17 protein-coding genes are annotated in these 16,312 nt (G+C 65.3%); 10 read left to right on the top strand and 7 right to left on the bottom strand.

The window, feature by feature from the left end; all coding sequences use genetic code 11:
• Window positions 1-12: 12 nt before the first annotated feature.
• Window positions 13-1,368, bottom strand: coding sequence for a UDP-N-acetylglucosamine-peptide N-acetylglucosaminyltransferase (locus tag JJT62_RS03450; protein WP_246744664.1), 1,356 nt, complete (start codon window positions 1,366-1,368; stop codon window positions 13-15).
• A 190-nt stretch (window positions 1,369-1,558) separates the two neighbouring features.
• On the opposite strand from JJT62_RS03450, the gene hemH reads away from it, so the two are divergent.
• From hemH to bioB, 5 genes are all read left to right on the top strand, one after another.
• Window positions 1,559-2,560 (top strand): ferrochelatase, encoded by a 1,002-nt coding sequence (gene hemH / locus JJT62_RS03445; protein WP_202071262.1) that lies wholly within the window; start codon window positions 1,559-1,561, stop codon window positions 2,558-2,560.
• 41 nt (window positions 2,561-2,601) lie between these two features.
• Entirely contained in the window at window positions 2,602-2,922 is a 321-nt protein-coding gene (locus tag JJT62_RS03440; protein ID WP_202071261.1) for a hypothetical protein, read from the top strand.
• Window positions 2,923-3,248: 326 nt separating this feature from the next.
• Complete coding sequence (locus JJT62_RS03435; RefSeq protein ID WP_202071260.1) at window positions 3,249-4,148, top strand: aspartyl protease family protein; 900 nt, start codon at window positions 3,249-3,251, stop codon at window positions 4,146-4,148.
• 333 nt (window positions 4,149-4,481) lie between these two features.
• Complete coding sequence (locus tag JJT62_RS03430) at window positions 4,482-4,973, top strand: PTS sugar transporter subunit IIA (protein WP_202071259.1); 492 nt, start codon at window positions 4,482-4,484, stop codon at window positions 4,971-4,973.
• Window positions 4,970-5,935 (top strand): biotin synthase BioB, encoded by a 966-nt coding sequence (gene bioB, locus JJT62_RS03425; RefSeq protein ID WP_202071258.1) that lies wholly within the window; start codon window positions 4,970-4,972, stop codon window positions 5,933-5,935. The genes JJT62_RS03430 and bioB overlap by 4 nt, the downstream gene beginning before the upstream one ends.
• Here the strand turns inward: bioB and JJT62_RS03420 are convergent.
• Window positions 5,913-6,314 carry a hypothetical protein gene (locus JJT62_RS03420; RefSeq protein ID WP_202071257.1) on the bottom strand — a complete coding sequence of 134 codons (402 nt, stop codon included), beginning with the start codon at window positions 6,312-6,314 and terminating at the stop codon, window positions 5,913-5,915. The two genes, bioB and JJT62_RS03420, sit on opposite strands and share 23 nt — an antisense overlap.
• 140 nt (window positions 6,315-6,454) lie before the next feature.
• Between JJT62_RS03420 and JJT62_RS03415 the strand changes: the two genes are divergently transcribed.
• Window positions 6,455-7,297 (top strand): shikimate dehydrogenase, encoded by an 843-nt coding sequence (locus tag JJT62_RS03415; RefSeq protein ID WP_202071256.1) that lies wholly within the window; start codon window positions 6,455-6,457, stop codon window positions 7,295-7,297.
• Between the two features lie 107 nt (window positions 7,298-7,404).
• Here JJT62_RS03415 and JJT62_RS03410 read toward each other — a convergent pair whose 3' ends face one another.
• Together JJT62_RS03410 and JJT62_RS03405 are read right to left on the bottom strand one after the other, a co-directional pair.
• The gene (locus JJT62_RS03410) at window positions 7,405-7,878 is read right to left on the bottom strand and encodes a phasin family protein (protein WP_202071255.1); all 474 of its coding nucleotides are present in this window, start codon (window positions 7,876-7,878) and stop codon (window positions 7,405-7,407) included.
• A 33-nt stretch (window positions 7,879-7,911) separates the two neighbouring features.
• Window positions 7,912-8,271, bottom strand: coding sequence for a phasin (locus JJT62_RS03405; protein ID WP_202071254.1), 360 nt, complete (start codon window positions 8,269-8,271; stop codon window positions 7,912-7,914).
• 340 nt (window positions 8,272-8,611) lie between these two features.
• Between JJT62_RS03405 and JJT62_RS03400 the strand changes: the two genes are divergently transcribed.
• The 4 genes from JJT62_RS03400 to JJT62_RS03385 all read left to right on the top strand — a co-directional run bounded on the left by JJT62_RS03400 (window position 8,612) and on the right by JJT62_RS03385 (window position 13,034).
• Entirely contained in the window at window positions 8,612-11,302 is a 2,691-nt protein-coding gene (locus tag JJT62_RS03400; RefSeq protein ID WP_202071253.1) for a HAMP domain-containing sensor histidine kinase, read from the top strand.
• Window positions 11,303-11,351: 49 nt separating this feature from the next.
• Window positions 11,352-11,690, top strand: coding sequence for a hypothetical protein (locus JJT62_RS03395; protein WP_202071252.1), 339 nt, complete (start codon window positions 11,352-11,354; stop codon window positions 11,688-11,690).
• A 190-nt stretch (window positions 11,691-11,880) separates the two neighbouring features.
• Complete coding sequence (locus JJT62_RS03390) at window positions 11,881-12,204, top strand: cupredoxin domain-containing protein (protein WP_202071251.1); 324 nt, start codon at window positions 11,881-11,883, stop codon at window positions 12,202-12,204.
• On the top strand, window positions 12,204-13,034 hold the full coding sequence (locus tag JJT62_RS03385) for an FTR1 family protein (protein ID WP_202071250.1): 831 nt from the start codon (window positions 12,204-12,206) through the stop codon (window positions 13,032-13,034). Before JJT62_RS03390 ends, JJT62_RS03385 begins: the two co-directional genes overlap by 1 nt.
• 258 nt (window positions 13,035-13,292) lie before the next feature.
• On the opposite strand, the gene JJT62_RS03380 is transcribed toward JJT62_RS03385, so the two are convergent.
• The 3 genes from JJT62_RS03380 to JJT62_RS03370 all read right to left on the bottom strand — a co-directional run bounded on the left by JJT62_RS03380 (window position 13,293) and on the right by JJT62_RS03370 (window position 16,156).
• On the bottom strand, window positions 13,293-13,718 hold the full coding sequence (locus JJT62_RS03380) for an Hsp20 family protein (RefSeq protein WP_202071249.1): 426 nt from the start codon (window positions 13,716-13,718) through the stop codon (window positions 13,293-13,295).
• Between the two features lie 171 nt (window positions 13,719-13,889).
• Entirely contained in the window at window positions 13,890-14,294 is a 405-nt protein-coding gene (locus tag JJT62_RS03375; protein ID WP_202071248.1) for a hypothetical protein, read from the bottom strand.
• Window positions 14,291-16,156 carry a methylmalonyl-CoA mutase subunit beta gene (locus JJT62_RS03370; protein WP_202071528.1) on the bottom strand — a complete coding sequence of 622 codons (1,866 nt, stop codon included), beginning with the start codon at window positions 16,154-16,156 and terminating at the stop codon, window positions 14,291-14,293. The genes JJT62_RS03375 and JJT62_RS03370 overlap by 4 nt, the downstream gene beginning before the upstream one ends.
• Window positions 16,157-16,312 lie beyond the last annotated feature (156 nt).

The following is a 16,312-nucleotide window of genomic DNA, read 5'->3' as shown; positions in this document are numbered from 1 at the left end:
CGGAGCGCGCCTTTAGGCGAAGTCGATGATCCCCGGGGCAATGCCCGACAGCTTGCGTCTCCACATTTCGAAATAAAGCGCCTCGATCCCGCGCGTATAGGCGCCGACGTCGAAGAGCGCCGTCGTCAGACGGTTTTCCGCCAGTTTCGACTTCAATCGAGCGAGGAGCGGCGGATCGCTGGCGAGCGTTCGCGCGATGGCGACGTAATCGTCGAAATCCGACGCGATCAGCTCGGGCAGCCCGACGGCGCTCAGAATGCTGCCCGCGACGCGCGCGGCGAAGGTTTCGCCGGGGCATGTGACGACTGGCGCCCCCGACCACAGAGCGTCGCTCGCCGTCGTATGCGCGCCGAACGGACTCGTGTCCAACACGAGGTCGGCGAGCTGCAGGCGGGCGAGATGGTCGCTTTGGCCGAGATGGGCGGCGAAAATCAAACGCGCCGCATCGATCCCCCTGCCACGCATTTCGTTGCGCAGATTCCCTTCGGCGGCCTCGGTTTGCAAAAGCCACAGCACGCTCCCCGGCGCATCGTCGAGGAGGCGCGCCCAAAGATCGAAGATGAAGGGCGTAAGCTTGTAGGCCTGGTTGAAGCAGCAGAAGACAAAACCCTGCTCGGGCAGGCCGGCGGCGGCCCGCGTCGGCGCGGGCCCGAGCGGCGCGCGCCCGCGCGGCTGGTAGCATTGCGGCATGTAGGCGAAGGCTTCGGCATAATCCGGCGCCGCCGCGCTCGGCGTAACGAAATGGTCGGTGATGATGTAATCACAGACGCCCTCGCCCATCGTTCCGGGATAACCAAGATAATTCACTTGCAGGGGCGCGGGCCGGAGCATGGTCACGCCGGTGCGCGCGCCGCTGGTAAATCCCTTGAGATCGACCAACATATCGACGCCGTCGGCGTGAATCCTCATTGCCGCCTCAGTGTCGCTTGCCGACGAAATATCGCAGAAGCCGTCGAAGGCCGCCGTCAGACGCCGCCGCATATTCCCATCATCGGCGCGGCCATAGCTGTAGCCGCGAATATCGAAGCGCGTCCGATCGTGGGCTTCCAGGGTCTCGATCAGGAGATGCGCGGTGGCGTGGTCGTGGAAATCAGAAGACAGATAGCCGACCGTGATTTTTTCACGGCGGCGTAAGTCGAAACGCAAGTCGAGCCTGCCGCGCTCGACAGCAGCCGCCACCCGTCTTTCCGCGGTCCAGCGCTCGGAACAGGCGCGCTGCTCGCGCGCCGTGACGCCCGGCTCCGAGAGAAGAAGAAAGGGAGGGACAAGGCCGTCCTCAGGGGCAGCCATCATTGCGCGCATTTTCGGCGCGGCGCCGGCAAAGTCCCCCCATTCGCACATGGCGCGGGCGCGGTGGATGGACCTCATGGCGCCCTTTCGCAGGGAGAGCCGAGAATGTCGCGAATGCGACCCAGGGCGCCAACACCCAGCGAAAGTCGTGCCGCTCTCTGCGCGTGCTGGCGAAGGCGCGGGATTTTCCGCCCCCGCAAAATTCTATATCTAGGCCTTGGTGGCCCTCTCGCGCCGGCGACGGCGTCTCGTGAACAGCAGGCGAAACATGACCTCTTTGGAGACGCCCGTCGGCCTCCTCATCGTCAATCTCGGCACGCCGGACGCCCCGGACGCCGCCTCGGTGCGGCGCTATCTTGCGGAATTTCTCTCCGACCCCCGCGTGGTCGATCTTCCGCGCTTGCTTTGGCTGCCCATCCTGTACGGGATCATTCTCAACACGCGGCCGAAGAAATCCGCCCATGCCTATGAGACGATCTGGAATCACGACATCGGCGAAGGCCCGCTGAAGACGATCACGCGTGGCCAGGCCGAAAAGCTTGCGGCGCTTGGGCTCTCGGGCAAGGCGCCCGTCATCGTTGACTACGCCTTGCGCTATGGCGCGCCGTCGATCGCCACGCAGATCGACGCGCTGATGGCCAAGGGCTGCGCGCGCATCGTTCTGTTGCCGCTCTATCCGCAATACGCCGCCTCGACCAACGCCTCGGTCGCCGACGCCGCCTACGCCGCCTTGAAGCGCCTGCGCCATCAGCCGGCGCTGCGCATCGGCGCGCCCTATTACGACGACCCCGCCTATATCGAGGCGCTTGCGGCGCGCATCACGCGCGACCTCGCCGCGCTCGATTTCGAGCCGGAAGTGATTGTCGCCTCCTTCCACGGCCTGCCGCAGGCGCAGATCGATCGCGGCGATCCTTACCGTGCGCATTGCGAGGAAACATGGCGTTTGCTTCGCGCTCGGCTCGGCATGGGGGAAGAGAAGCTGCGGCTCTCTTTCCAGTCGCGCTTCGGGCCGGCAAAATGGATCGGGCCCTATACGAGCGAGGTCGTCGAAGAGCTGGCGACGTCGGGCATAAAGCGCCTGGCGGTTGTGGCGCCGGGCTTTTCGGCCGATTGCCTCGAAACCATCGAGGAGCTCGGCGTGCAAATCCGTGATCTTTTCGTCCAAAAAGGCGGCGAGAAATTTGCGCGACTATCCTGCCTCAATGACAGCGAAGAAGGCATGGCGCTGATGGCGACGCTCGCGAAGCGCGAGCTCTCGGGGTGGATTTGAGCCTTCTTGCTGACGCCGCAATTTTCGGGTCCGATATGCGCATGTCTCTGCCTCGTTTCCTCGCTATCGCCGCCGCCCTTGCCGTCGCCAGCCCTGCCGCGGCGCAGGACGGAGCCATTGCGACCGGCGGCCAGGCGGTCGGCGCGCTCTTCGAGTCGCTCGGCCTGCGCAAGCCGCCGCCGCCCGCGCCGGATTTCGTGCGCCAATCGCGTCCCGAGAAGATGGATTACACGCCGCTCACGCCGACGCCCGAGAAAGACGGCAAGCAGCGCGCCGCGCAGATGCAGGCGGCGGGCTCTGCGCTGGACCGCGCCGCCGCCGAGGCCCGCCGCCGCGCCGCGCGGGTGAAAGTCCCGAACTGATCGCCCCAAAAGGCGCTCGCAAAGCCGCTTGATCTTGCCGCGTTAAAAGTGGCCATATCGGCGCATGATGTCATTTGCGTTTGAACAGCTCGCATCGGGCGCGTGTCATCCCCGGCGGGCAAAGCCCGATCGGGAAACCAGAGCCGCAAAAGCGCTGGTTTTGCCCGGAGCCCGTCATTGCGAGCGAAGCGAAGCAATCCAGGGCGGCGATGCGGCCCTGGATTGCTTCGTCGGCTCCGCCTCCTCGCAATGACGGTGGTGATTTCCTCTGTGTCCAGACGGCGCGAGCATCAGGAATGGCGTCGCACCAATCGAGCGGATCTCGTATGAGATATTTTTCCCTCTTCGCCCTCGCCCTTTTCGCCACGCCGCTTTGGGCGGAAGGCGCCTGCGCCCAGGCCAGCCGCTCCGTCGTTGCGATGACTTTGACGCAAAGCGATTACGGCGGCGGGCGCATCTATCTCCCGATGCGCTTCGGCAATGTCATGGGGACCATCCGGCTCGACACCGGCGCCTCGACGACGCGCCTGCGGCTCGCGCCCTGGAACAAGGACTTGCCCGAATTGTCGCAAAGCCTTTCGGCCGGGGCCACCGGGCAGACGACGCCTTGCGAGGATGTCGAAATGAAGAATGTCGCGTTGAAGGCGGAGCAAGGCAACGACATCGCGCGAGGGACATATGAAGTCTCGCGCTGCGCCGCCAATGACGGCGACGATCTCCTCGGCCTCGACTTCTTCAGGAAGGCGCGCTTCTCGCTCGATTTTGCGCGCCGCGAGATGGTCTTTTTCGGCGAGCCGCTCGCGAGCGGCCACGCCAGGCCCTTCCGTCCCATCGGCCCCGACAAGCGCCTCGTCGGCATAGAGCTTCGCACAGGCAATGCTGCAAGCGTCGGGCTCTTCGACACGGGCGCCGAAATCTGCGCCGTCGATCTCGCCTTCATGAAAAAGAACCGCAAGCTTTTCACGCCGGTAAAGGAAAAAGCCAAAGCGAGCGAAGTGGGCGGCAAAAAGTTCTCGTCCCGCCTCTACAAGATCAAGACGCTCGATCTCGGCGACGGGCGGGTGGCGCGTGATCTCTATGCGCTCGTCTATGATTTCGGCCCGTTGCGCGAGGCGCTGGGCCGCGAGACGTCCTTTATTCTCGGCTATAATCTCATCGACCAGTTTACGTGGGAGCTGGATTTCCGCGCGCCCGAGAAGCCGATGTGGGACGCGAAGGGCAAATAACGAGAAATCACCGCCGTCATTGCGAGGAGGCGGAGCCGACGAAGCAATCCAGGGCCGCATCGCTGCCCTGGATTGCTTCGCTTCGCTCGCAATGACGGGCTCTGAGCAAAACGAGCGCTCTTATGCGGACTTTCAGCCCGCCGGGAATGACACGCGCCCGATCAAACCGAAATGGTCTCGAAAGGAAGCAGCGCACAGCTCGAGAACGACGCCGGCAAAGCAAGCCGATGAAAGCGCGCCAGCCCTTGTTCCAGCCGCCAGCCACCCTTATAGACCACGGGCGGCCAGAATATCGTCAATCGCCCGCCGTCTGCCGGGCCCAACGGTCATGCCATGCTCGACACTGTGGAAATCGCCCTCTTCGCGGGGCTCGGAGTATTCTTCGCCATCGGCCTCGCCGTTCTCGCCCGCTGGTCGAAGACGCGGCCAGCGCTGCTCGCCGCCTATGCGCTCATCGCCATCTCTTTCTTTTACGTCGGCTTCGCTATTCGCGCCGAGAATTCCGGCACATGGACCGGCTTCGAGATGAGCGCCGTCGCCGTCTTCGGCACGCTCGCCGGCCTGTCGATCATTGGCTCGCCGTGGTTCGTGACCGCCGGCCTTGCCCTACATGCGGCCTGGACGCTCTATGAGCATTATTTCGGTTCGGGCTCGGCTTTCGCGCCGGCGCCCTTCGTCGTGGCCAATGCCGGCTTCGACGTCGTCGCGGCGCTCTATGTGGCCTTCATGACCCTCAAGGGCAAATTCGCCAAGGAGACGGAGTCCGCTGCGCCCGAGCGCAAGCTCGCCGCCCGCTCGCAGAACCGCAAGGGAGCCGCTAAGTGAACGCCGTGGGGCCTGCTGATTTCAACATCCGCCACGACTGGACCGTCGACGAGATCGTCGCGATCCATAATCTGCCGCTGCTCGATCTGATCGCCCAGGCCAACGCGGTCCATCGTCGCTACCACGACGTCAACGACATTCAGAAGTCGGCGCTACTCTCGATCAAGACCGGCGGCTGCCCGGAAGATTGCTCCTATTGCCCGCAATCGGCGCATCACCGCGAGGTGAAGCTCGACCGTGTCGATCTCCTCTCGACGGACGACGTGCTCGCCGCGGCGAAATCGGCCAAGGAGGCGGGCGCCGACCGCTTCTGCATGGGCGCCGCCTGGCGCTCGGCGCCCAAGGACAAGCGCTTCGACGCGGTGGTCGATATGGTGCGCGGCGTGCGGGCGCTCGGCATGGAGGCCTGCGTCACGCTCGGCATGATCGACGCGACCCAGGCGCAGCGCCTCGTCGAGGCCGGGCTCACGGCCTACAACCACAACCTCGACACCGGGCCGGAGTTCTACGGCGACATCATCACCACCCGCACCTATGAGGATCGCCTCGACACGCTGAAGGCGGTGCGCGGCGCCGGGCTCGAGATGTGCTGCGGCGGCATCATCGGCATGGGCGAGAGCGTGCGCGACCGCGCCGGCATGTTGCAGGTGCTTGCGGGCTTCGATCCCCATCCCGAAAGCGTGCCGATCAATACGCTCGTCGCCGTCGAGGGCACGCCGCTCGCCGAGCGCGACAAGGTCGATCCGCTCGATCTCGTGCGCATGATCGCGACGACGCGGATCGTCATGCCCAAATCCCGCGTGCGTCTGTCGGCGGGCCGCTCTTTCCTCACCCGAGAGGCGCAAATCCTCTGTCTGGTGGCCGGCGCCAACTCGATTTTCTACGGCGAGAAGCTGCTGACGACCGGCAACAAGGGCGTGAACGAGGACGACGCGCTCTTTAGCGCTCTCGCGCCACGCTGAAATCGAGCTTGCGCCCCGCCGGCTCCCGGCGGGGGAAGTTGTTGGGGTCCAATCCTGCGATTTCGGCGGCGTTGAGAAAAAGAGGCTCGAGCAGATCGCGCTCGGCCTCCTCCAACAGGCCGCCGCCCGTCTCCTGGTCGATCCGTTCGAGGTCGTCGAAAAGGCTCGCGAGCGCCGTTACGATTTCTTCCTCCGACGGCGCCTGGGGAAGCGCCTTCAGCGCCTGGAAAAAGCCGCGGATGCGCAAGTCGATGCGATCGGTCGCTTCTCGTGTGGCTCCGGCGACCGCGCTCTCGCGGCAGCGCTCCCAATGCGCGGCGATGGACGGTTCCGCATCTTCCAAAAGTGCGCCGAGCCGCCTGTTCCTTATAAAAGTCATCTAGCTTTCCCCGCCGGCGCCCGGGCGCCCGCTCGAATTCCAATGGTTCGCATAATTCAGGATCATCGGAAAGCGCGCTTGACTGATAGACCTCGACGGGGGATTCGATCGCTCCCGTTTCCGGCCGCTCGGGAGAAGAAATGCCGAACCATCACAGCTTCATCCTCGCGGGCGTCATGGGCTGGCCCATCGGTCATTCGCGTAGCCCCAAAATTCATAATCATTGGTTCGCGCAATACGGCCTCAAAGGCGCTTATGTCCCCCTGAAAGTGGAGCCCGCGAAACTGGAGACGGCGCTGCGCGCGCTGCCGGCGCTGGGATTTTCGGGCTGCAATCTCACAATCCCGCATAAGGAAGCGGCGCTGACCGTCCTCGACCGCATCGAAGAGAATGCGGCGCGCATCGGCGCGGTCAACTGCGTGGTGGCGGAGCCCGACGGCTCGCTCACCGGCAAGAATTACGACGGCTACGGCTTCGTCGCCTCGCTTCACGAAGCCGCGCCGAAGTGGCAGGCCGCGAGCGGGCCGTGCATCGTCATTGGCGCGGGCGGCGCCGCAAGAGCGATCGTCTCGGGCCTGATCGACGCGGGCGCGAAGGAAATCCGCCTTTTCAACCGCACGCGCGCCCGCGCCGAAAAAATCGCCTCTGACTTTGGCGCGCCGGTTGCAGCCTATCGCTGGGAGGAGCGCCATGAGGCGCTCGCGGGCGCGGGGCTGCTGGTCAACGCCACGAGCCAGGGCATGGTCGGCCAGGAGCCGCTCGACCTCTCGCTCGACGCTCTGCCCACGACGGCGCTGGTCGCGGACATCGTCTACGCCCCGCTGGAGACGCCGCTGCTCGCCGCCGCGCGACGCATGGGCGCGACGCCGGTCGACGGCCTCGGCATGTTGCTGCATCAGGCGCGACCGGCCTTCCGCGATTGGACCGGAACCATGCCGGACGTCACGCCGGCGCTCCGCGCCCTCATCGTGGCGGATCTGTAGAATAAGCCCGTCATTGCGAGCGACGCGAAGCAATCCCGGGCGACGATAGGTCGCCGGATTGCTTCGTCGCATCCACGATAACGCGGCGGCCGGAAGAAAACGCTGTCTCAGGCGGCCTTTTTCGAAGGGGCGCAAAGCGGCGCGGCGGACAAGGCCGCGAGGCTTCTCGCAAATTCCATCAGCTCCTTCGACTGACGGATGAAGGCCTCGAAGCGCTCGCTCGCGAAGCGCGACTGAAGGTCGACGACCTCCTCGAAGTTTTTCGCTTTGGCGATTCCTTCGGCTAATCCGAGGAAAGCGGCGGCATTCTCCGACCAGAGCTCCAAGGATCTTTTCGACCAAAGGGCCGTGTCGAACTCGAAGGAGGCCGAGAAGCTTTCCTGCGCCGTTTCGACCGCTTCCTCGATGACCGCGAGGGGGGGCGCGACGACGGCGCTCGCGGCGCCCTCGTTCAACGGCGCCGGCGCAGCGGCTTCGTCGGCGTGAACCTCGAGCGGCGCCTGCGCCGGCGCGTCGACAGGGGTTTCCTGCCCAGCGCCGGGCGCGCCGCTGTGCTGATCAACTTTGCCTTGCTTCGCCATGATACCGCTCCTTCGAGTGTTCGAACCGATGGGTCAGGACTTGAGCGTGGTGGACCGTTGAATGGCGGCGCCCAGTTCCTTCGTCTGTTCCTGGATCGTCGCGAGCTGCGATTTCACATATTCCGCCTGGAGCTGGAAAACCTCCTGCGGATCCTTCGCCTTCACGAGCTTCTGCGCGAGGTCGAAGGCGGCGTTGACGTTAGCTTCCGCAAAAGACAGCGCCTTGACGCCGACGTCCTTGGCGCCCGGCGGCACGATCGGCAGCTCGGTGGTGGAGCTCAGCGCCTTTTGGGCCGCGCCGGCGAATCCCTCGAAGGCCTTACGCGCCTGCTCGACGCTTTTCTCGGCGAAATCACGAACTTCATTTGGAACTTGGTAGATCGGGTCAGCCATGGACATCTCCTGTTGAAGCCGCGCGACGATCTTTTCAGGGTCGCCGCGCAGGCGGCGCGCCGCCGCCGATCGGCTGTAACGCAGACTGGTAAGGAAACTATGCCCGAAACTTTGCTGCGTTGCAACATTTTGTTGCGTCGCACAATCATCCACGTTCTACACAGGGCTTTACACAAAAATACGCTGAAATTCGGATGAACCCCAATAGACGCGGCGCGCGCCGTACGATTAAGTTTGCGTTAACGCCCGAGCCTGGGCGCCCCCTTGGAAGGGATCGATCGACCCCTGGGGAGGCGCTACGGCGGCGATGTGGCGTCTCCGTCGCAAGGGCGGTTCGTGCATGAGCGTTTCGCAGGTCGAGGTCGAAGGGGGCAGTTTCGCCGCCAGCCGCATCGCGGCCGATCCTGCATTTTCTGCGCTCGACGCTTCCGGAGCGCCGATTGTCGCGGCCTCCGGCGATCCTCTTAGAATTGTTCATCTCAACGACTCGGCTCGCGCCGTTTTCGGCTCAGATGCGGAGGCCGTAGCCAAGCGGCTCTTTTTCAGCGACGCGCCCGGCGCGAGACGGCTTGCGGAGCTGGTCGAATCTGTCCGCCACGGCGCCGCGCTGCGCCTCGAGCGCCTGCATTTCGACCTCGCCGACGCGCCTCAAACCGTCACCATCCTCTGCCGCAAGCTGGCGGAGGGCGACGCGCGCCCCTGTTTCGTCATCGCGGCGCTCGGCGTGCGCCCTGCGGCAGGGAGACGGACTCGCGAAGATCCCGAAACGGGCGCCCCCGCGGAAGCGACGCCCGCGGAAATTCCGCCCTCTGTCGCCCCGCCGCCTTCCCTTGTTCCAAGCGAAGCCGCGCTGCGGGAAGACCTCGTCGCGCGTCACGGCCAGCGCGCGCGCTTCCTCTGGAAGACGGATGCTGTGGGCCGGTTCACCGACGTGACGCAGACGCTCGCGGATGTCGTCGGCGTCGCGAGCGCCGACATATTGGGCCGCACGGTCGAGGAGGTCGCGACGGCTTTCTCGCTTGGTCCTGCGCTCGCCGCCGCAATGGCCGCCCCGAAAAGCTGGGGCGGCGTAGAGGTAAACTGGCCTCTCGACGACGCCTCGGCCCTCGCGCCGACGACGCTTGGCGCGCTGCCGGCGATGGACGCGGATCGCCATTTCGCGGGTTTCCAAGGCTATGGCGTCCTGCATCTTGCCCGGGCCTTCGTCGCCGAGCAACCGCCGCAGAGAGACCCGGGCCCGGCCCCCGAGCCTTCGCCGCCGGCCGCGCAGGAGGCCTATGCCGGCGCCAATGTCGTGCCTTTGCGCCCCGCAGCTCAACGGCAAGAGGCGGAGCGTCGGGGCGCGCCTGCGCCGGAAAAAAGCGCTCTGACGTCGTCCGAGCGCTTGAATTTCGAGGAGATCGCCCGCGCCTTGCGGGCCGGCGAGCTTCCCGTGATGAATGCTGCGGAAGATGCGCCCGCCGAGGACACGGAAGCTGCGGACGCGCCGCCTGCCGACGCGGGCCTCGACGCCATTGCGGCGGAGCTTCAGCGGCTCGAACAAAGCCCATCCGAAGCGGCTCCAGCTCAACTGGCTCCCGCGCCGTCGGCGGACGTCCTCGATTGCCTGCCTGTCGGCGTTTTGATCGCGCGGGGCGCGCAGACGCTGTTCGCCAACCGCACGCTGCTCGATTATCTCGGCTACAAGGACGCTGCGGCGTTTGAGGCCGACGGCGGGCTCGCGCGCATGTTTTTCGGCCGCCCTCCGGCCGATCCGGGGGCGCGCGCCGCCGCCGTGCGGTCGAGCGAGGGAGAAGCGCTCGACGTCGACGTGCACCTTCAATCCGTCGCGTGGGACGGCGCGCCGGCGACTCTCGTCACCCTGCGCCGCAATCGCAACCGCCTGCCCGGCCCCGAGGAAAGCGCCCTGGCGCTGGTCCGCGAGCGCGAGGAAAAACTTGCCCGCCTGCAGACGGACAACAGCCTGTTGCGCGCCATTCTCGACGCAAGCGGCGTCGCCGTCGCCATCTTGGCTGACGACGCGCGCATCGAGAACGTCACGGGCGCGTTCGCGAAGCTCTTCGACGCCGAAAACCGCGCCTTGCAGGACCTCCCTCTAGCGTCGCTGTTTGCATTGGAAGAGACGCGCGCGCTCGCCGCAAGGCTGATCCGCGCGGGCGAGACCTCCGAAACGCTGCGTCTAACGGCGCGGGTCGGCGGCAAAAGCTTCGAGGCGTCCTGCCGCCGTCTGGGTCCGGCGCGCAAACTGTGCCTCACCCTGCGGGAGCCGGGCGCACAGGCGCGAAACGTCGAGCTGGAAGCCGCCCGCGACGCGGCGGAACAAGCGAGCGCGGCGAAGTCCGATTTCCTCGCGCGCGTCAGCCATGAGATTCGCACGCCGCTCAACGCCATCCTGGGCTTCGCCGAAGTGATGATGGAAGAGCGCTTCGGCCCGATCGGCTCGGTGCGCTACAAGGAATATCTCAAAGACGTCCACGCCTCGGGCGCGCATGTGCTCTCGCTGGTCAACGACCTCCTCGACCTCTCGAAGATCGAGGCCGGCAAGATGGAGCTCGATTTCGACCGCGTGGACGCCAACGCCGTCATCTCCGAATGCGCCTCGATCATGCAGACGCAGGCCAATCAGGCGCGCGTCGTCATGCGTCTGTCGCTTGCCTCGCGACTGCCGCCGATCCGCGCCGACAGGCGCTCGCTCAAGCAAATTCTGTTGAACCTTCTCTCCAATGCGATGAAGTTCAATGAAGCGGGCGGCCAGGTGATCGTCTCGTCCGCGCTCACCGACTCGGGCTATGTCCTGATCCGCGTGAAGGACACCGGCATCGGCATGTCGGACGACGAAGTGCAGATGGCGCTGGAGCCGTTCAAGCAGGTCTTGACCGCCCATAAGCGGCCGGGCACGGGACTCGGCCTGCCGCTGACCAAGGCCCTGATCGAAGCGAACAACGCCTCCTTCACCATCAAGAGCCGCAAGAACGAAGGCACGCTGATCGAGATCGCCTTCCCGCCCCCGCAGGTGCTTGCGGCGGAGTGACAACGCTTTAAAGACTGGGCGCGAGACCTACCCGATTCGGAGGAGAGACATGCGCCTTTCGGCCTTCCATGCAGTCAGCCTGACGGCGATGGCCCTGGCCAGTTGCAACGCGCCGCGCCAGAGCCAGCCCGCGGCTGAGCCGCCACAGCAGAGCGCCGCGCCCTCGGCCTTTCAGATGCCGGAAGGCGCCGGCTGCTCGGGCTCTGTGTCGCGCTATAAGGCGGTGATCGAGAACGACCTTTCCATGGGTCACGTCAACCAGAGCGTCTACGGCCAGATCCAGGGCGAAATCTCCGAAGCCGCCGCCGCCTGTTCGTCAGGACAAGACGCCAAGGCGATCTCGCTTGTGCGCGCCTCGAAGGCCCGCCATGGCTATCCTGGCGGCTAAGTAATTGAAAAAATTATTCGTTCGTGTTACGCCTCTTCATCCGCAGCAAGAGCTGTGAGAAAAGCGACAGTAGCGGGTAAGAAAAACGTCAATTCAGTAGTCTGGAAAAAATCCAGACTATCCCCTTTGACGGCCGCGCTGCTGGTCCCTACGTTGCTTGTGGTAAGTATTCGGCCAGGAAGCGACAAACATGAACAGGATAGCGACGGCGTTTTTGATTTTGATCACCGGTTTTGCGGGCGCGGCTTCGGCCGAGACCTATACGCTCACGATCAAGGACCATAAGTTCGATCCTGCCGAGCTGAAAATCCCTGCCGACAAGCCAGCGACCCTCGTCGTCAAGAATCTCGACGGCACGCCGGAAGAGTTCGAGTCGAAGCCGCTGCGCATCGAGAAAGTCGTTCCGGCCAATAGCGAGGCGACCTTCCAGATTCGGGCGCTGAAGCCCGGCCGCTATAAATTCTTCGGCGAGTTCCATGAAGACAGCGCCAAGGGCGAGGTGGTTGCAGAATAATGCTCGGCGCGCTCATCATCGTCTTTCGCGAGGCCATTGAGGCGGGCCTCATCATCGGCATCGTCGCGGCGGTGACGCAGGGCGTCGAGGGCTCGCGGCGGTTCATCGCGGGCGGGGCCGGCGCAGGCGTGTTGGGCGCGCTGATTGTCGCCGTCTTCGCCGAACAACTGTCGCGCGCTTTTGAAGGCAGCGGGCAGGAATTGTTCAACGCCAGCGTGCTGATCCTCGCGGTGGCGATGCTCGCCTGGCATAACATCTGGATGGCCAAGCACGGCAGGGAGCTCGCGCAGGAGCTTTCCGCCGTCGGCAAGGCGGTGGCGCGGGGCGACCGCACGCTGTTCGCGCTCGCGACTGTCGTCGGCCTCGCCGTGCTGCGCGAGGGATCGGAGGTGGCGCTCTTCCTCTACGGCGTGCTCGCCTCGGGCGAGTCGGGGACGAGCGTGCTGATCGGAGGCCTCGGTGGTCTGGCGCTCGGCGCCTTGACCAGCTTTGCGACCTTCTTTGGCCTCGTCTCCATTCCGCCCAAAAAGCTCTTCGCCGTAACGACCGCGATGATCACGCTGCTCGCCGCCGGCCTCGCCGCTCAGGCGGTGGCCTTTCTGCAGCAGTCGGGGACCATCACGGCGCTCACCGATACGGTGTGGGACACTTCCTGGATTCTCTCCGACAAAAGCATCTTCGGCCGCGTGCTGCATACGCTCATTGGCTATGCCGACCAGCCGTCGCAGATGCAGGTGGTCGTCTATGTGCTGACGATCGTGGCGATCATGGCGGCGACGAAGCTGACCACGATGGGTGCGCGGCCGCCCACGCCTGCGCCGGCGGAGTGATCGAGGGTTTCTTGGTGATCGGGTGACGATCTTGCGTCGTTAGCCCCAATACCTCCCCTTTACGGGGAGGTCGGCGGCCAAAGGCCGCCGGGTGGGGCTCCCGCCGCAACGACTCTGGTGGGGCTTTACCCCACCCGACCCCGCTACGCGGGGTCACCCTCCCCGTAAAGGGGAGGGATGAGCTCGCGCCCAAGGCTCAAGACTTGCCGCGGACGCGCCGTCCTACGAGACAGGCTCGCCCCATGACAAAGCGACCCCTCAATCCCGCGCCGTAATATCGATCTTCTTGATCACCCGCGCCGGCTCGGGCCGCACCAGATCGACGGACAGAAGCCCGTTCACCAGATCGGCGCCGAGAACCTGCATGCCGTCGGCGAGCAAAAACGCGCGCTGGAATTGCCGGGCGGCGATGCCGCGATGCAGGAAGTGGCGTTCGCGGTCGTCGACCTGACGGCCTCGGATCACGAGCTGGTTTTCCTCGAGCGACACATCGAGCTGGTCACGGGTGAAGCCCGCCACGGCCAAGGTAATGCGCAGCCGCTCAGGCTCGTTCTCGGTACGCGGAATGCGTTCGATATTGTAGGGGGGATAGCCGTCGGTGCCGCTCCGGGCGACGCGATCGAGCGCCCGCTCGATTTCGTCGAAGCCGAGAAGAAACGGCGAGTTGAGGGGGGGACGCGACATATGGAAGCCCTTCTGGCGCCTCGATATTGCGGCGGAACCCGAACGGCGTCCCGCGCGGGCCAATTTATGGCCGAGCGGCGCGGCGCGATCAAGAGCGGGCTAAACCCGAGAGGTCCCACGCCCCAGCCATTGGGCGCGGGGTTCATTGTAAGACTCAGCGTCGATCAGGAACTACTGCTGTTCGCCGCGCCAGGCGCCGCCGCACATGTCGGTCGATGACGACCAAGCGCCCGAGGCCTTGCCGCCCCTCACCAGTCCGTGAAAGCGGACGACATGCTCGCCCTGCCCGGTGAAGCGCGCGACGATGTTCCCGTCTTCGTCGACATAGCCCCAGGCCGAGAGATTGGCCCCGGACGCACTCGCAACCTTGTTGTCTGCGACTGTGAGGCCCGTCGGGATCAGCGCCGGGCAGTCGCCGACGCGCGTCGTCGCCTCGATGGTCCAAGGACCGTTGGGATTGCGGGGGCTCGCCGCCGCCGCGACTCTCTGCTCCCCCTCCTTGCGGTGCTTATAGGACTTCGCCACCGCGCCGCTCGCCACGAGCGACGCCGCCACCGCAACAGCCCAAAACCTCATTTAGCCTCCTCGAGCGCCCGCTGCAGAACGTCATACATGTCGCAGCCGACATAAATGAACTCTGTGACGCCCGCATTGCGAAGCTTCTGCTCCATCTCGCCGGGGCGGCCGGCGGAATAGAGCTTGGCCCCCGCCGCCTTCAGGGCGGTGGCGGCCGGCTCGGCGGCGTCTGCGTAAATCTTGTCGGACGAGCATAGGCAAGCGAGTTTTGCGCCAGAGGCGCGGAAGGCGTCGACCACACCGGCCGCCGACTCCGTCTCCGGACCGAAAACCGCTTCAATGCCGCCGGCTTCGAAGAAATTCTTGGCGTAATTCGCGCGCGCGGTGAAGGCCGCAACCGAGCCGAGATTGGCCAGGAAGACCTTCGGGCGACCGCCTGTTTTTTGAGCAAATGCGTCAGAATTATCGCGCAGCCGCTCGAAGGGCTCGGCAAGACGATGCGGGGCGAGCGGCGCGCTCTTCAGCGCCCCCGCCGGCGCATCGGCGCCGAGCCGCGAGGCGTCGTAAGGCGCGGCGACATCGAGCGCCTTCTCGTGAATATCGGGGAATTCATTGGCGCCGATCACCTTCTCGCGCGAACGCGCGACTTTTTTGGCGCGCTCGCCCGCCGTCGCGGCGACGCGGCCCTGGAAGGCGCCCTTTTCCAGCGACACAGGGAGGCCGCCCTCGGCCTCGATCTCCTGGAAGGCCGCCCAGGCGCGTTCGCAGATCTCCTGCGTCAGCGCCTCGAAGCCGCCGGCGCCGCTCGTCGGATCGTCGACGACGTCGATATGGGATTCGTCCTGCAGCACGAGCTGCGTGTCGCGGGCAAGGCGCCGCGCGAAACCATCCGCCGCGCCGAAGGCCTGGGTGAAAGGCAGGACGGTGATCGTATCGGCGCCGCCGATCGCGGCGGAGAAGGTCGCGAGCGTGCCGCGCAAAATATTGTTCCACGGGTCGCGGCGCGACATCATGCGCCAGCCGGTCTCCGCGAAAATCAGGACGGGCTTGGGCGCGAGGCCGCAGGCTTCCTCGATCCGCGCCCAGAGACGGCGCGCGGCGCGGAATTTCGCGACGCCCAGGAATTCGTCGGCGTCTGCGGCAAAGCGCAGGGCGATCAGCGAACGGGCGGTCTCGATGTCGAGGCCATTGTCGGTGAGCGCGCGGAGATAGGCGACGCCAGCCGAGAGCGCGAAGGCGAGCTCCTGGGTCTCCGAACCGCCCGCCGCATGGATCACGCGGGCGTCGGCGACGACGGCGCCATTGGCGAAGCCGGCCTTTGCGATGGTTTTGGCGGCGTCGGCGAAGGTCTTGGCGCCATCGCGCCACGGAGCCGGCGCAAAGCCATGCAGCGCCTGAAGTCCCAAGGGATCGAGGCCGAAGGAGATGCGGGTGATCGACGGCTCGATATGATGGCTGTCGACATAACGCATGATCGCGCTGGCGGCGTTCGGCGCGCGGGGCGAGGCCTCGATAAGGACGGGGACGCGATAGTCGAGTCGGATATTGGCGAGGAGATGCGCGATCGTCTCGTCGCTGTCGTCCGTCAGCCCCGCGCCATAAGCGCCCTGCGAGCCCGCGAAAACGATATGCAGGCCGTCGGCGCCGCCTTCGAGATCTTCGAGGGCCAATTTATTCGCCGCGTCGGAGTCGGCGAGATCGACGCGGGCCAAAATCGACCAGCGGCCGGGCGTCTTGCGCAGCGCGCGCGGGCTCTCGGTCGTCGCGCGGGCATAGAGCGGCGCGATGGCGACGCCGTCGTAAGTCTTGGAAACAAGGGAATCGAAGGAGCCGCCTTTCAGCGCCTTATCGACGAGTTTGCGCCACTGCTCCTCGTTCGGCTGTGGAAAAACCCCGGCGATGGCTGTCTCATTGGCGCTCATTTTGGTCATGACCCCTCATGTTTTGCGGGGCCTTTTGCCATGAAGCGCGGTCTTGGGGAAGCGGGCCCCTGCGCGGCCAGGTTGGGCCGGGCTTTATTTTCGCGTCCAAAACCCTTAACCAAGGTCGCGCTGCTTGAAAATCAAGCGGCGAAAGAC

The sequence above is a fragment of the Methylocystis sp. Sn-Cys genome, from assembly GCF_016745395.1.
Classification (GTDB): domain Bacteria; phylum Pseudomonadota; class Alphaproteobacteria; order Rhizobiales; family Beijerinckiaceae; genus Methylocystis; species Methylocystis iwaonis.
Note: the sequence above shows the minus strand (reverse complement) of the source record. Positions and strands in the feature narration are given on the sequence as shown.

Bases quoted from the DNA above. Each gene is read 5' to 3' on its own strand.
- JJT62_RS03450 (WP_246744664.1), bottom strand. From the start codon at position 1,368: ATGAGGTCCATCCACCGCGCCCGCGCCATGTGCGAATGGGGGGACTTT.
- hemH (WP_202071262.1), top strand. From the start codon at position 1,559: ATGACCTCTTTGGAGACGCCCGTCGGCCTCCTCATCGTCAATCTCGGC.
- JJT62_RS03440 (WP_202071261.1), top strand. From the start codon at position 2,602: ATGTCTCTGCCTCGTTTCCTCGCTATCGCCGCCGCCCTTGCCGTCGCC.
- JJT62_RS03435 (WP_202071260.1), top strand. From the start codon at position 3,249: ATGAGATATTTTTCCCTCTTCGCCCTCGCCCTTTTCGCCACGCCGCTT.
- JJT62_RS03430 (WP_202071259.1), top strand. From the start codon at position 4,482: ATGCTCGACACTGTGGAAATCGCCCTCTTCGCGGGGCTCGGAGTATTC.
- JJT62_RS03420 (WP_202071257.1), bottom strand. From the start codon at position 6,314: ATGACTTTTATAAGGAACAGGCGGCTCGGCGCACTTTTGGAAGATGCG.
- JJT62_RS03415 (WP_202071256.1), top strand. From the start codon at position 6,455: ATGCCGAACCATCACAGCTTCATCCTCGCGGGCGTCATGGGCTGGCCC.
- JJT62_RS03410 (WP_202071255.1), bottom strand. From the start codon at position 7,878: ATGGCGAAGCAAGGCAAAGTTGATCAGCACAGCGGCGCGCCCGGCGCT.
- JJT62_RS03405 (WP_202071254.1), bottom strand. From the start codon at position 8,271: ATGGCTGACCCGATCTACCAAGTTCCAAATGAAGTTCGTGATTTCGCC.
- JJT62_RS03400 (WP_202071253.1), top strand. From the start codon at position 8,612: ATGAGCGTTTCGCAGGTCGAGGTCGAAGGGGGCAGTTTCGCCGCCAGC.
- JJT62_RS03395 (WP_202071252.1), top strand. From the start codon at position 11,352: ATGCGCCTTTCGGCCTTCCATGCAGTCAGCCTGACGGCGATGGCCCTG.
- JJT62_RS03390 (WP_202071251.1), top strand. From the start codon at position 11,881: ATGAACAGGATAGCGACGGCGTTTTTGATTTTGATCACCGGTTTTGCG.
- JJT62_RS03385 (WP_202071250.1), top strand. From the start codon at position 12,204: ATGCTCGGCGCGCTCATCATCGTCTTTCGCGAGGCCATTGAGGCGGGC.
- JJT62_RS03380 (WP_202071249.1), bottom strand. From the start codon at position 13,718: ATGTCGCGTCCCCCCCTCAACTCGCCGTTTCTTCTCGGCTTCGACGAA.
- JJT62_RS03375 (WP_202071248.1), bottom strand. From the start codon at position 14,294: ATGAGGTTTTGGGCTGTTGCGGTGGCGGCGTCGCTCGTGGCGAGCGGC.
- JJT62_RS03370 (WP_202071528.1), bottom strand. From the start codon at position 16,156: ATGAGCGCCAATGAGACAGCCATCGCCGGGGTTTTTCCACAGCCGAAC.